We start from the raw sequence: 12,329 nt of genomic DNA, 5'->3' as shown, positions 1-12,329 counted from the left end.
GCCTAGTGGTGGCCCTCCTCCTTGGCGCGGCGGAAGGAGCGCTCGATCTCGGCCTCGGCCTCGATGCGGCCCACCCAGTTGGCGCCCTCGACGGACTTGCCGGGCTCGAGGTCCTTGTAGACCTCGAAGAAGTGCTGGATCTCCAGCCGGTCGAACTCCGACACGTGATGGATGTCCTGGATGTGGTGCATCCGGGGGTCGGTGGACGGCACGCACAGCACCTTGTCGTCACCGCCCTTCTCGTCCGTCATCCGGAACATCCCCACCGCCCGGCACGTGATGTAGCAGCCCGGGAACGTCGGCTCCTGGAGCAGCACCAGCGCGTCGAGCGGGTCGCCGTCCTCGCCGAGGGTGTTCTCGATGAAGCCGTAGTCGGCGGGATACTGCGTGGAGGTGAACAGGAGCCGGTCAAGCCTGATCTTCCCGGTCTCGTGGTCCACTTCGTACTTGTTCCGTTGCCCCTTGGGAATCTCAACGACAACGTCGAACTCCACCGCGGTTCCTCCGCTCAGGCCCCCGGGCACCCCCGGCTGGGCGTTAATGTCTCGTAGGCGAACACAGAGAGAGGGCAGGCGACGTGGCGCGGCGCGACCGGTTGGTGATGCTGACCACCCTCGCCGTGCTCCAGATCCTCACGATCGTCATCGGCGTTTACGCGATGACCACCGAGTTCAGCCTGAGCGCGCTGACGAGCGGGTCTTCACCGACCAAGCCGACGGCGTCACCGGCGGAAGGCACTCCCTCCGTCCCCGTCGTCACCGCGGGGCCTGTGCTGGCCCAGCTTCCGGTGAAGCCCGGAGACGGACCTCTCCCGACTAAGGGTACTTTGACGAAGCAGTTGGCCAGCGCGCTGGGTGACGATGCGCTCGGCGACCGCGTCGGCGTCGCGGTCATCGACACCGCCACCGGGGAGCAGCTCTTCGCCGCCAACCCCGACGCCGCCGTCACCCCCGCCTCCACCACCAAGATCATCACCTGTTCCGCGGCCCTGGCTGCGCTCGGCCCCGACACCCGCTTCTCCACCAGGGCCGTCCAGGGCTCCGCGCCCGGCACCGTCGTCCTCGTCGGCGGCGGCGACCCCCTCCTCGCCGGCCCCACCGCCAAGCAGAGCGGCTACCCGAAGCAGGCCAGCCTCGCCACGCTCGCCTCCCGCACCGCCGCGACGCTCAAGTCGCAGGGCGTACGCAAGATCACCCTGTCCTACGACACGTCACTGTTCACCGGCACCGCCAAGGCGGCCGGCTGGAAGCCCAACTACATCCCCGACGGCGAGGTGGCCCCGGTCCACGCCCTGACCATGGACGTGGGCCGCCAGGACCCCCGCTTCCGCAGCCCCCGCGTCCCCGACCCGCCCCGGTACGCCGCCGACGCCTTCGCCAGGCTGCTCACCAAGTACGGCATCAAGGTCACCGGGTCCGTACGCCAGGCCAAGGCCCCCGCCGGCGCGGCGGAGCTGGGCCGGGTGGACTCCGCCCCCCTCTACGCCCTCGTGGAGCACACCCTCACCCACAGCGACAACGACATGGCCGAGGCCCTGATGCGCCACGTCGCCATCAAGGAGGGCCAGGAGGCGTCCTTCGCGGGCGGCGCCAAGGCGGTCGCCGCGGTCATGCAACGCCTCGGGATCGCCCAGGGCGTCTCCCTCGACGACGGCAGCGGCCTGTCCATCCGCAACCGCATCAGCCCCAACGCCCTGGCCAAGGCCATCGCCCTGTCCGGTTCCCCCGCCCACCCCGGCCTGCACGCCGTCGCCTCCGGCATGCCGATCGCCGGCTTCTCCGGCACGCTCGGCAACGGCCGCCGCTTCGTCGGCAGCGACAGCAAGGGCCAGGTCGGCCTCGTCCGCGCCAAGACGGGCACGCTCAACCACGTCAACACGCTGGCCGGGCTGGCCACGACCAAGGACGGACGGCTGGTCACGTACGCGTTCATGGCCGACCGCGTGCCGGTCAACGCCGAACCCGTACTCGACCGCCTGGCCGCCATCGTCGCCCGCTCCTGAACCGACCCGCGCGGAACGCGTACGGACTCCTTCGCCCACGCTCGGCCAGAAGCACGTACGGTGGACGGTATGCAGGTGATCGACTGGGATCTGGCCGTCACGACCGGCACGCGCCTGGTGCGCCCCGGCCCTCAGGTGAGCCGGGAGGAGGCCAGGCAGGCCGTCGCCGAGCTCCGCACCCTGTCGCGCGAGGCCGAGGGCCACGTCCGGCAATTCACCAAGATTCACACAGAGGCCGCGCCACAGCCGGCCACCGTCGTCGACCGGCCCGGCTGGATCAAGGCCAACGTCCAGGGCTTCCGCGTGGTCCTCGAGCCGCTCACGCAGCGCATGACCTCCGGGGCCAACCAGGCGCCGGCCATCGTCACCGCCGTCGGCTCCCGCATCACGGGCGTCGAGGTCGGCGCCGTCCTGGCCTTCCTCGCCTCCCGCGTGCTCGGCCAGTACGAGCTCTTCCTCCCGCCGGACCCCACCGGTCAGGAGCCCGTCGGCCGGCTGACGCTCGTCGCGCCCAACATCGTCCACGCCGAGCGCGAGATGAACGTCAACCCGCACGACTTCCGCCTGTGGGTCTGCCTCCACGAGGAGACGCACCGCGTGCAGTTCACCGGGGTGACGTGGCTGCGCGAGTACGTCCGCTCGCAGATGACCGAGTTCCTGCTCGCCTCCGACCTCGACCTGCCCACCCTCCTCGAACGCCTCCGCAACGCCGCCGACACGGTGGCCGACGTGGTGCGCGGCGGCGAGGGCAACCTCATCGACGCCATCCAGTCGCCCGGCCAGAAGGAGATCCTCGACCGCCTCACCGCCGTCATGACCCTCGTGGAGGGCCACGGCGACTTCGTCATGGACGCGGTGGGCCCGTCGGTGGTGCCGTCGGTGGCCGAGATCCGCTCCAAGTTCGCCCAGCGGCGCGAGGGCGGCTCCCGCCTCGACCGCACGGTGCGGCGGCTGCTGGGGATCGAGGTCAAGATGAAGCAGTACGCGGAGGGCTCGGCCTTCGTGCGCACGGTGGTGGACCGGGTGGGGATGGACGGCTTCAACAAGGTCTGGACCTCCCCGGAGACCCTCCCCACCACCCAGGAGATCGCCGACCCGAACGCCTGGATCAGCCGCGTCATCGGCACCCCGGCACTCCCGGCCTGACCCTCGCCACGCGCCGCGCTCGCAGCGCCGCGTCGGCAGGCTTACCGTGCGCCCACAACACACGTTGCACTCGCACGGCCGCGGCGGTGGGACGTGGTGCGGCGGTGTCCGGCGCCCTTGGACGGTGCCGGGCCCATACGGGTGGGCGAAGCGCCGGAGCCGCGTTGGATCGCGCATGACGCGTCAGGTGCGACGATGTCACCCGTGGGCCCACATCCAGCCGTAGCCGACGTCCGCCGAGCAGTCCGCGAGGCCCTGGCCGACGTGGACCAGGACGCCCTGGTCCTGGCGGCCTGCAGCGGCGGAGCCGACTCCCTGGCACTGGCCGCCGCCCTGGCCTTCGTGGCCCCCCGCATGCGCCTGCGCGCCGGCCTCCTCACTGTCGACCACCAGCTCCAGCCCGGTTCGAAGGACCGCGCCGCGACGGTCAGGGACCTGGCGGAGGGCATGGGCCTGACCCCGGCGGAGGTCCTCACCGTCACCGTGGGCAAGGAGGGCGGCCCGGAGGCGGCGGCCAGGGAGGCCAGGTACGCCGCGCTCGACGAGGCGGCCGGCAGGCTGGAGGCGGCGGCCGTCCTGCTCGGCCACACCAGGGACGACCAGGCGGAGACGGTCCTGCTGGGCCTGGCCCGGGGCAGCGGCACCCGCTCCCTGTCCGGCATGGCCGCCAGGTCGGGCCGCTACCGCAGACCCCTGCTCGGCCTCCCCAGGCAGACCACCGAGGCCGCCTGCCGTGCCCAGAACCTCACCCCCTGGGACGACCCCCACAACGAGGACCCGAGGTACACGCGGGTCCGCGTCCGCCGCACCGTGCTCCCGGTCCTGGAGGACGAGCTGGGCCCCGGGGTGGCGGAGGCGCTGGCGCGTACGGCGGCGCTGGCGCGGGAGGACGCGGACGCGCTCGACGAGTGGGCCGAGTCGGCGTTCCAGAATTGCGCTCTTAGCGATATCGGCGAGTCGGTAAAGCTGACCGTGGCCGAGTTGGAAAAACTGCCCGCCGCCGTGCGGCGCCGCGTGTTGCGGCGGGCGGCGATCGCAGCCGGATCCCCGTCCGGCGGTCTGTCGGCCACCCATGTACTGGCCGTGGACCGGCTGATCACGCACTGGCGCGGGCAGAAAGCCGTTGACCTGCCGGGGGGTCTGTCGGCCGTCCGGCGGTATGGCACCCTGATATTCGCCATCAGTCCCATCGCGTAAGGAACCACAGGTGGACGCTGCCGACATGGGCAATGACCTGGAAAAGGTGCTCATTCCAGAGGACGAGCTCCAGGCCAAGATCAAAGAGCTTGCCGGCCGGATCGACGAGGATTACGCGGGCAAGGACGTCCTGCTCGTGGGCGTGTTGAAGGGCGCCGTCATGGTGATGGCCGACCTGGCCAGAGCTTTGCACGTGCCGGTGCAGATGGACTGGATGGCGGTGTCGTCGTACGGAGCGGGCACCAAGTCGTCCGGCGTCGTCCGCGTGCTGAAGGACCTCGACACCGACATCTTGAACCGTCACGTGCTGATCGTCGAGGACATCATCGACTCCGGCCTGACCCTGCACTGGTTGCTGGAAAACCTGAAGTCGCGCAATCCGGCGTCGCTGGAGATCTGCGCCGCGCTGCGCAAACCCGACGCGGTGAAGGTGCCCATCGACGTCAAATACGTTGGCTTCGACATTCCCAACGAGTTCGTCATCGGTTATGGCCTCGACTACGCCGAGCGATACCGGAACCTTCCGTTCATCGGAACTCTGGCCCCACACGTTTACAAGTAGCAATCTCTGCCATGGCCGGGAACACCGCCCAACGTGACGTACGTTGATAGGGCAAGACCGGTGTAGCGGGCGGTCCCTCCGTGCGCGCTGCCGGTGTACCTTCAGACTCCGGGAGGGTGACCACGCGTCCCCTTCGGGTAGTCAGAAGTCGCGGTGCCGGATGCCGCGGCCCCGGGCGTGCCCGGGGTTCCAGGCCATGGTCAGGAAGGGACGGGCCCGCAAGGGGTTCCGCATCGGATGGATCTCAAGCGATTTACACGTGGGCCACTGCTGTGGATCCTGGGCATCGTCGTGCTGCTCCTCCTCGTCACCCAGCTCTGGAGCGGGGGCGGGAATTTCAAGACGGCCGACACGTCCTTGGTTCTTCAGCAGATTCGGTCCGGAAACGTCAGCAACGCCAAGGTTATCGACAAGGACAACCGGATCGAGGCGACGCTGGTCAACCCGATCTCGGTCAAGCCGGGTGACGCGCCGACGAAGCTGATCCAGTCGAGCTGGGTCACCGGGTACGGCAGCAAGCTGACCGACGAGCTCCAGGCTCAGGTGGACGCGGGCAAGACGAAGAGCTTCACCACCGAGGTGCCTCAGGAGAACATCCTGCTCAGCCTTCTGGTGAGCTTCCTGCCGATCGTCATCATCGTGCTGATCTTCCTGTTCATCATGAACCAGATGCAGGGCGGCGGCTCCCGGGTGATGAACTTCGGCAAGTCGAAGGCGAAGCTGATCACCAAGGACACTCCCAAGACCACGTTCGCCGACGTGGCCGGCGCCGACGAGGCCATCGAGGAGCTCCAGGAGATCAAGGAGTTCCTTCAGGCCCCGGCCAAGTTCCAGGCGATCGGCGCCAAGATCCCCAAGGGTGTGCTGCTGTACGGCCCGCCCGGCACCGGTAAGACGCTGCTGGCCCGCGCGGTCGCCGGTGAGGCCGGCGTGCCGTTCTACTCGATCTCCGGTTCCGACTTCGTCGAGATGTTCGTCGGTGTCGGCGCCTCGCGTGTCCGCGACCTGTTCGAGCAGGCGAAGGCGAACGCCCCGGCGATCATCTTCATCGACGAGATCGACGCCGTCGGCCGCCACCGCGGCGCCGGCCTGGGCGGCGGTCACGACGAGCGCGAGCAGACGCTGAACCAGCTGCTCGTCGAGATGGACGGCTTCGACGTCAAGGGCGGCGTGATCCTCATCGCCGCGACGAACCGGCCCGACATCCTCGACCCGGCGCTGCTGCGTCCTGGTCGCTTCGACCGTCAGGTCACCGTCGACCGCCCCGACCTGGAGGGCCGCAAGGGCATCCTCAAGGTGCACGGCCGCGGCAAGCCGTTCGCGCCCGACGTCGACCTCGACGTCATCGCGCGCCGCACGCCCGGCTTCACCGGCGCCGACCTGGCCAACGTGATCAACGAGGCAGCCCTGCTCACCGCGCGGGCCGACCAGAAGCTGATCACGATGGACGTCCTGGAGGAGTCGATCGACCGTGTCATGGCAGGGCCCGAGCGCAAGACGCGGGTCATGTCCGACAAGGAGAAGAAGATGATCGCCTACCACGAGGGCGGTCACGCGCTGGTGGCGCACGCGCTGCCGAACTCCGACCCGGTCCACAAGATCACGATCCTGTCCCGCGGCCGCGCCCTCGGTTACACGATGACGCTGCCGATGGAGGACAAGTTCCTGGCCACCAGGTCCGAGATGATGGACCAGCTCGCGATGCTGCTCGGCGGCCGCGCGGCGGAGGAGCTCGTCTTCCACGAGCCCACCACCGGCGCCTCCAACGACATCGAGAAGGCCACGGCCGTCGCCCGCCGCATGGTGACCGAGTACGGCATGAGCGAGCAGCTCGGCGCCCGTAAGTTCGGCACCGGCCAGGCGGAGGTCTTCCTGGGCCGCGAGATGGGCCACGAGCGCGACTACTCCGAGAAGATCGCCTCCACGATCGACGAGGAGGTCCGCCGGATGATCGAGTCGGCGCACGACCAGGCGTGGGACATCCTGGTCGAGTACCGCGACGTGCTCGACAACCTGGTGCTGGAGCTCATGGAGAAGGAGACCCTCTCCCGCGACCAGGTGCTGCAGATCTTCGCCCCGGTGGTCGTCAAGGAGCACCGCCCGTCGTACGCGGGTTACGGCAAGCGGCTCCCGTCCGACCGCCCGCCGATCCTGACCCCGAAGGAGCAGTCGGCCAACGGCTCGCTCACCACGGGCCGCCAGGACGCGCTGCCTTCCGGGGACAGTGCGTGACTCAGCACGACGTCGACCTCGGGCGGATCGAGAAGGCCGTACGCGAGATCCTCTACGCCATCGGCGAGGATCCCGACCGTGACGGCCTGATCGAGACGCCCGCCCGGGTCGCCAGAGCCATGGCCGAGCAGTATTCGGGGCTCGGCCAGACGCCCGAAGACGTGCTGAACAAGGTCTTCGACGTCGACCACGACGAGATGGTGCTCGTCCGGGACATCGAGGTCTACTCGACCTGCGAGCACCACCTCGTCCCGTTCCACGGCCTGGCCCACGTGGGCTACATCCCCAACGAGCGGGGCCAGGTCACCGGCCTGTCGAAGCTCGCGCGCCTGGTGGACGTGTTCGCCCGCCGCCCCCAGGTGCAGGAGCGCATGACCTCCCAGATCGCCGACGCGCTCATGCGGGTGCTGGAGCCGCGCGGCGTCATCGTGGTCGTGGAGTGCGAGCACCTGTGCATGACGATGCGCGGCGTACGCAAGCCGGGCGCCAAGACCGTCACCTCGGCCGTCCGCGGCGACTTCCGCACCAGCGACAAGACCCGATCCGAGGCCATGGCGCTGATCCTGGGGCGCTGACGAGCCGCTGGAGACCGAACGGGGTACCCACGATGTCACCAGGTGTGGGCAAGCGCCTAGGCTTGGCCCATGACTAGCGTGCCCATCAGCGTGCCGGGAGGTGCGGAGCGGTGCCTCGTCATGGGTGTGGTCAACGTGACGCCCGATTCGTTCAGCGACGGCGGCATGTGGTTCGACGAGGCGGCCGCCATCCAGCACGGCTTTGAGCTGGTGCGCGAGGGCGCCGACATCGTCGACGTGGGCGGCGAGTCCACCCGCCCGGGCGCGGCCAGGGTGTCCATGGACGAGGAGCTGGCCCGGGTCGTCCCGGTGATCAGGGCGCTGTCCGCCGAGGGGGTGGTGGTCAGCGTCGACACGATGCGCGCCGAGGTAGCCAAGGCCGCGGTGGAGGCGGGCGCGCGGATCGTCAACGACGTGAGCGGCGGCCTGGCCGACCCGGAGATGCCGCGCGTGGTCGCCGCGACCGGGGTCACGTACGTCGTGATGCACTGGCGCGGCCACAGCCACGACATGTACTCGCGCGCCGTCTACGCCGACGTGGTGACGGAGGTGCGGGAGGAGCTGAGCAAGCGGGTGGACCTGGTGCTGGCCGAAGGGGTCACGCCGGAGCAGGTCGTGCTCGACCCCGGCCTCGGCTTCGCCAAGAACGCCGAGCACAACTGGGCCGTGCTGGCGGGCATCCCGCGCCTGGCCGAGCTGGGCTTCCCGCTGCTCATCGGGGCATCGCGCAAACGTTTCCTGGGGCGGCTGCTGGCCGATCCCGACGGCACGCCACGGCCGTTCAGCCGCAGCGACGACGCCACGCTGGCGGTCACCGCGCTGGCGGCGCACGCCGGCGCCTGGTGCGTACGCGTGCACGAGGTAGGTCCCAACGCCGATGCCGTGCGCGTGGCGGCCGCATGGAAGAGAGCCGGAGCAGGCACATGAGCGTCGACACCGCCGCGATCGAGACGGTCAACCAGGAGTTCTACGCCGCGATAGAGAGCGCGGACCTGGACAAGATGACCGAGATCTGGGCCGAGGACACCACTGACGACCAGGTGAGCTGCGTGCACCCGGGCTGGACCCTGCTGGCGGGCCGCCAGGAGGTGCTGCGCTCCTGGGCCCTGATCATGGCGAACACCACCTACATCCAGTTCGTGCTGACCGACGTCAACACGACCGTGCTGGGTGACGTGGCCGTCCTGACCTGCGTGGAGAACATCCTGACCGCGGGCGAGGAGGGCGAGGCCAGCTTCGCCGCGGGCAAGGTGGTGGCCAGCAACGTCTACATCCGCACCTCGCAGGGCTGGCGGCTGTGGATGCACCACGGCTCCCCGGTCCTCCAGGGCGACGACGACGAGGAGGAGGAAGGCGAGCTTGAGCCTTGATCGCATCGCTCTCAAGGGCCTGCGGGCCCGGGGCAGGCACGGCGTGCTCGCTGCCGAGCGGGAGCTCGGGCAGGAGTTCGTGGTGGACGCGACCCTGTTCCTCGACACCGCGCCGGCCGCGGCCGGCGACGACCTGACCAAGACCGTCCACTACGGGGAGCTGGCGCAGGCGCTGGTCGAGGTGGTGGAGGGCGAGCCGGTCGAGCTGATCGAGACGCTCGCGCAGCGGCTGGCCGACGTGTGCCTGGCCAGCGAGCTGGTGCGCAAGGCCGAGGTGAGCGTGCACAAGCCGGCGGCGCCGATCCCGCTGCCCTTCGACGACGTGGTCGTCACGATCGAGCGGAGCCGCGCATGAAGGTGGTGCTCTCTCTCGGCAGCAACCTGGGACGCCGGTTCCAGACGTTGCAGGGTGCCGTGGACACGCTGTTCGACGCGCCGGGGCTGGAGTTCGTCACGGCGTCACCGGTCTACGAGACCGACCCGGTCGGCGGGCCCGGCGGGCAGCGCCCGTACCTCAACGCGATCGTGGTCGCCGAGACCACGCTCGCCCCGCGCACGCTGCTGGAGCGGGCGCAGAGCGTCGAGAACGCCTTCGGCCGCGAGCGCGTGGAGCGCTGGGGGCCGCGCACGCTCGACATCGACCTGATCGTGGTGGGCGAGACCGTCTGCGACGACCCCGACCTCACGTTGCCGCACCCGCGGGCGCACGAGCGCGCGTTCGTGCTGGTGCCCTGGTCGAAGGCCGACCCGGAGGGCGAGGTGCCCGGCCGCGGCCGGGTGGCGGATCTCCTCCAGGAGCTCGACGAGCAGGGCGTACGCCTGCGCGAGGACCTGAAGCTGCAGAGGCCCGATTGAAACCCACCCACCCCGGCCCCCTGGTCGGCATCGTCGTCGTCATGGCCCTGCTCACCTGGGTCGTGATCAGGCCGATCTACTCCGACCTGCCGCTCATGCCCTGGACGGCGATCCCCACGGTGCTGCTGCTTGCTCTCGGCGAGGCCTACAGCGGCTGGGCCACCAAGGCCAGGATCGCCAGGAAGCCGGGCACCAAGCCGGTGGAGCCGCTGGCGGTGGCCAGGCTGGCGGCGCTGGCGAAGGCCTCGGCGTACGCGGGGGCGGTGTTCGGCGGGGTGTTCGCCGGGTTCGCCCTGCACACCGTGCAGATCCTCGATCGGGAGACGCCACGCGGCGAGTTCTTCGTCGCGACGGGCTCGTTCGTGTCGTGCGTGGTGCTGGTCTGCGCCGCGCTCTACCTGGAGCACGCCTGCCGCATCCCCAAGGAGCCGGAGGACCGTCCTCGCGACTAGCGCTCGTCCGGCAGGCCCTCGACCGGGCGGAAACTGCCGGTGAGCAGGCGGTCGTGCCACATCTCGCGCTGCAGCAGGCGCAGCGCGCGGCGCAGGACGTCGCTCGGCCGCTCACCTTCCCGCAGCGCGGTCCGAATGATCCGCTCGTCTTCGGCGTTGGCCCGGAAGGCGATGTCAGCCATGGTCAGAGCTTATGGATCCGCTGACATCCGTGTCCTGCGTTTGCCTGACGGGGGCCCGCCGGCGGCCGAAGAGGTAGATGACCGGGGCGGTGCAGATGAGCGGCCCGATGATGGCGATCGGCCGCTCCAGCCACCACACCGAGTCCGGCGGGATCCGGTCCTCCAGCGTGCCGAACAACCACCACGACAGCCCCAGGGAGATCGCCATCCCGGTGGTGTGGAACAGGAACAGCGGCAGCGAGTACCGGTTGATGAAGCCGTTCAGCCGCCGCCAGCGCGGCCGTTCCAGCACCCGCTCCATGGCCGGCCGGAGCACCTCGACCAGCCCGATCTGGAACAGCAGCAGCGCCACGATCACGAACGTGGGCGGCGCCATGTTGGAGAACTTGTCGCCGGGGACCCCCACCATCGAGCCCGGGTAGATGCCCGAGTAGACCAGCCCGAACAGGGCGAACAGCCCGGTCCACAGCAGCGCGATGTCGTAGCGCCTGGGCAGCGCCACGACGCGGTCGTAGAAGAAGCCCGCCTGGTGCGCCAGCCCCCAGACGATGATCATGTTCAGCCAGGCCGCCCACTCGATCCCGTACCGGAAGCGCAGCACGTCCACCACCAGTGCCGCGCCGCCGAGCCAGATGAGGGTCAGCACGTCGTAACGCTGGTGCAGCCAGAGCGCGAGGGGCAGCAGCGCGATGAGCACGAGGTAGACGCCGAGGAACCACAGCGGGCTGAGCACCAGCAGCACCACCCGCCACATCCAGTCCACCTCGAAGGTGTACGTCACCACCGCCCCGATGACGATCCACACCCCGGACAGGAACAGCGCGGGTAAGGCCAGCGCGCGGATGCGCCGCCAGACGAACGCGCCGATGCCGGTGCCGCGCGCCCTGGCCCGGTGCCAGGACAGCAGGTGCACGTGGCCGCCGACGTAGAAGAACAGCGGCAGCACCTGCAGCAGCCAGGTGAGGATCCACAACCCGCTGGTGAAGCCCAGCGGGCTGGTGGGCTCGGGCCCGTGCGGCTTCCAGTCGAGGATCGTGAAGGCCCAGTGCCAGACCACCACGACGATCAGGCTGAGCGCCCGTAGCCAATCGACGTACTTGTCGCGTTCCTGGGCGTTCACTTATCGATGTCACCCACCACGAAGAACATGGAGCCGAGGATCGCCACCATGTCGGCCACGAGATGCCCGGGGAGCATCTCGCGCAGCACCTGGAGGTTGCTGTAGGAGGCCGAGCGCAGCTTGAGCCGCCACGGCGTCTTGTCGCCCTTGGAGACCAGGTAGTAGCCGTTGATGCCGAGCGGGTTCTCCGTCCACGCGTACGTGTGGCCCTCGGGCACCTTGAGCACCTTCGGCAGCCGCTGGTTGATCGGCCCGGGCGGCAGCGAGCGCAGCCGGTCGACGCACGCGTCGGCCAGGTCGAGCGAGACCTTGAGCTGTTCGAGCAGCACCTCGAAGCGGGCGTGGCAGTCGCCGGCGCCGCGGGTGACGACCTTGACGGGCAGCTCGGGATAGGCCAGGTACGGATCGTCGCGCCGCAGGTCGAGGTCCATCCCGGAGGCGCGGGCGATGGGGCCGCTGACGCCGTACTGCATGATCTGCTCGCGCGTCAGCACCCCCACGCCCTTGGTGCGGGCGATGAAGATCTCGTTGTGCAGGATGAGGTTCTCGATGTCGGGGACCCGGCTGCGGGTCTGCGCGACGGTGGCGGAGACGCGGTCGAGCCAGCCGTACGGCAGGTCCTCCTTCAGCCCGCCG

14 protein-coding genes and 1 pseudogene are annotated in these 12,329 nt (G+C 69.7%); 11 read left to right on the top strand and 4 right to left on the bottom strand.

The window, feature by feature from the left end; translation table 11 throughout:
- Positions 1–2: 2 nt before the first annotated feature.
- Positions 3–494: an inorganic diphosphatase gene (locus tag ACBJ32_RS36090; RefSeq protein ID WP_043615308.1), complete on the bottom strand. Its 492-nt coding sequence runs from the start codon at positions 492–494 to the stop codon at positions 3–5.
- Positions 495–577: 83 nt separating this feature from the next.
- On the opposite strand from ACBJ32_RS36090, the gene dacB reads away from it, so the two are divergent.
- From dacB to ACBJ32_RS36035, 11 genes are all read left to right on the top strand, one after another.
- Positions 578–2,002 (top strand): D-alanyl-D-alanine carboxypeptidase/D-alanyl-D-alanine-endopeptidase, encoded by a 1,425-nt coding sequence (gene dacB / locus ACBJ32_RS36085; RefSeq protein ID WP_375130548.1) that lies wholly within the window; start codon positions 578–580, stop codon positions 2,000–2,002.
- Between the two features lie 69 nt (positions 2,003–2,071).
- A complete protein-coding gene (locus ACBJ32_RS36080; RefSeq protein ID WP_357881064.1) occupies positions 2,072–3,148 on the top strand; it encodes a zinc-dependent metalloprotease in 1,077 nt (358 codons plus the stop codon).
- Between the two features lie 195 nt (positions 3,149–3,343).
- Positions 3,344–4,345 carry a tRNA lysidine(34) synthetase TilS gene (gene tilS / locus ACBJ32_RS36075; protein WP_375130547.1) on the top strand — a complete coding sequence of 334 codons (1,002 nt, stop codon included), beginning with the start codon at positions 3,344–3,346 and terminating at the stop codon, positions 4,343–4,345.
- A 10-nt stretch (positions 4,346–4,355) separates the two neighbouring features.
- Positions 4,356–4,907 (top strand): hypoxanthine phosphoribosyltransferase, encoded by a 552-nt coding sequence (gene hpt / locus ACBJ32_RS36070; protein ID WP_253755145.1) that lies wholly within the window; start codon positions 4,356–4,358, stop codon positions 4,905–4,907.
- A gap of 237 nt (positions 4,908–5,144) precedes the next feature.
- A complete protein-coding gene (ftsH, locus tag ACBJ32_RS36065; RefSeq protein WP_357881070.1) occupies positions 5,145–7,139 on the top strand; it encodes an ATP-dependent zinc metalloprotease FtsH in 1,995 nt (664 codons plus the stop codon).
- Positions 7,136–7,714 carry a GTP cyclohydrolase I FolE gene (folE, locus tag ACBJ32_RS36060; protein WP_357881073.1) on the top strand — a complete coding sequence of 193 codons (579 nt, stop codon included), beginning with the start codon at positions 7,136–7,138 and terminating at the stop codon, positions 7,712–7,714. The genes ftsH and folE overlap by 4 nt, the downstream gene beginning before the upstream one ends.
- Before the next feature lie 120 nt (positions 7,715–7,834).
- Positions 7,835–8,641 (top strand): dihydropteroate synthase, encoded by an 807-nt coding sequence (folP, locus tag ACBJ32_RS36055; RefSeq protein ID WP_357881169.1) that lies wholly within the window; start codon positions 7,835–7,837, stop codon positions 8,639–8,641.
- On the top strand, positions 8,638–9,084 hold the full coding sequence (locus ACBJ32_RS36050; RefSeq protein ID WP_357881076.1) for a nuclear transport factor 2 family protein: 447 nt from the start codon (positions 8,638–8,640) through the stop codon (positions 9,082–9,084). The genes folP and ACBJ32_RS36050 overlap by 4 nt, the downstream gene beginning before the upstream one ends.
- Positions 9,074–9,439 (top strand): dihydroneopterin aldolase, encoded by a 366-nt coding sequence (folB, locus tag ACBJ32_RS36045; protein ID WP_357881079.1) that lies wholly within the window; start codon positions 9,074–9,076, stop codon positions 9,437–9,439. Before ACBJ32_RS36050 ends, folB begins: the two co-directional genes overlap by 11 nt.
- Positions 9,436–9,939, top strand: a complete 504-nt coding sequence (gene folK, locus ACBJ32_RS36040) for a 2-amino-4-hydroxy-6-hydroxymethyldihydropteridine diphosphokinase (protein ID WP_375130546.1) — start codon at positions 9,436–9,438, stop codon at positions 9,937–9,939. The genes folB and folK overlap by 4 nt, the downstream gene beginning before the upstream one ends.
- Positions 9,936–10,391, top strand: a complete 456-nt coding sequence (locus tag ACBJ32_RS36035) for a DUF3180 domain-containing protein (RefSeq protein WP_375130545.1) — start codon at positions 9,936–9,938, stop codon at positions 10,389–10,391. The genes folK and ACBJ32_RS36035 overlap by 4 nt, the downstream gene beginning before the upstream one ends.
- Here the strand turns inward: ACBJ32_RS36035 and ACBJ32_RS36030 are convergent.
- The 3 genes and pseudogenes from ACBJ32_RS36030 to ACBJ32_RS36020 form a co-directional block, all read right to left on the bottom strand.
- The gene (locus ACBJ32_RS36030; RefSeq protein ID WP_375130544.1) at positions 10,388–10,573 is read right to left on the bottom strand and encodes a hypothetical protein; all 186 of its coding nucleotides are present in this window, start codon (positions 10,571–10,573) and stop codon (positions 10,388–10,390) included. The genes ACBJ32_RS36035 and ACBJ32_RS36030 overlap by 4 nt on opposite strands.
- Positions 10,566–11,693, bottom strand: a complete 1,128-nt coding sequence (locus ACBJ32_RS36025; protein ID WP_375130543.1) for an acyltransferase — start codon at positions 11,691–11,693, stop codon at positions 10,566–10,568. Before ACBJ32_RS36025 ends, ACBJ32_RS36030 begins: the two co-directional genes overlap by 8 nt.
- Positions 11,690–12,329: pseudogene (locus ACBJ32_RS36020) on the bottom strand (NADH-quinone oxidoreductase subunit D); the annotation flags it as partial. The gene ACBJ32_RS36025 and the pseudogene ACBJ32_RS36020, both read right to left, overlap by 4 nt.

The organism is Nonomuraea sp. GTA35, assembly GCF_041950525.1.
Classification (GTDB): domain Bacteria; phylum Actinomycetota; class Actinomycetes; order Streptosporangiales; family Streptosporangiaceae; genus Nonomuraea.
Note: the sequence above shows the minus strand (reverse complement) of the source record. Positions and strands in the feature narration are given on the sequence as shown.

Bases quoted from the DNA above. Each gene is read 5' to 3' on its own strand.
- ACBJ32_RS36080 (WP_357881064.1), top strand. From the start codon at position 2,072: ATGCAGGTGATCGACTGGGATCTGGCCGTCACGACCGGCACGCGCCTG.
- tilS (WP_375130547.1), top strand. From the start codon at position 3,344: ATGTCACCCGTGGGCCCACATCCAGCCGTAGCCGACGTCCGCCGAGCA.
- ftsH (WP_357881070.1), top strand. From the start codon at position 5,145: ATGGATCTCAAGCGATTTACACGTGGGCCACTGCTGTGGATCCTGGGC.
- folP (WP_357881169.1), top strand. From the start codon at position 7,835: ATGGGTGTGGTCAACGTGACGCCCGATTCGTTCAGCGACGGCGGCATG.
- ACBJ32_RS36050 (WP_357881076.1), top strand. From the start codon at position 8,638: ATGAGCGTCGACACCGCCGCGATCGAGACGGTCAACCAGGAGTTCTAC.
- folK (WP_375130546.1), top strand. From the start codon at position 9,436: ATGAAGGTGGTGCTCTCTCTCGGCAGCAACCTGGGACGCCGGTTCCAG.
- ACBJ32_RS36030 (WP_375130544.1), bottom strand. From the start codon at position 10,573: ATGGCTGACATCGCCTTCCGGGCCAACGCCGAAGACGAGCGGATCATT.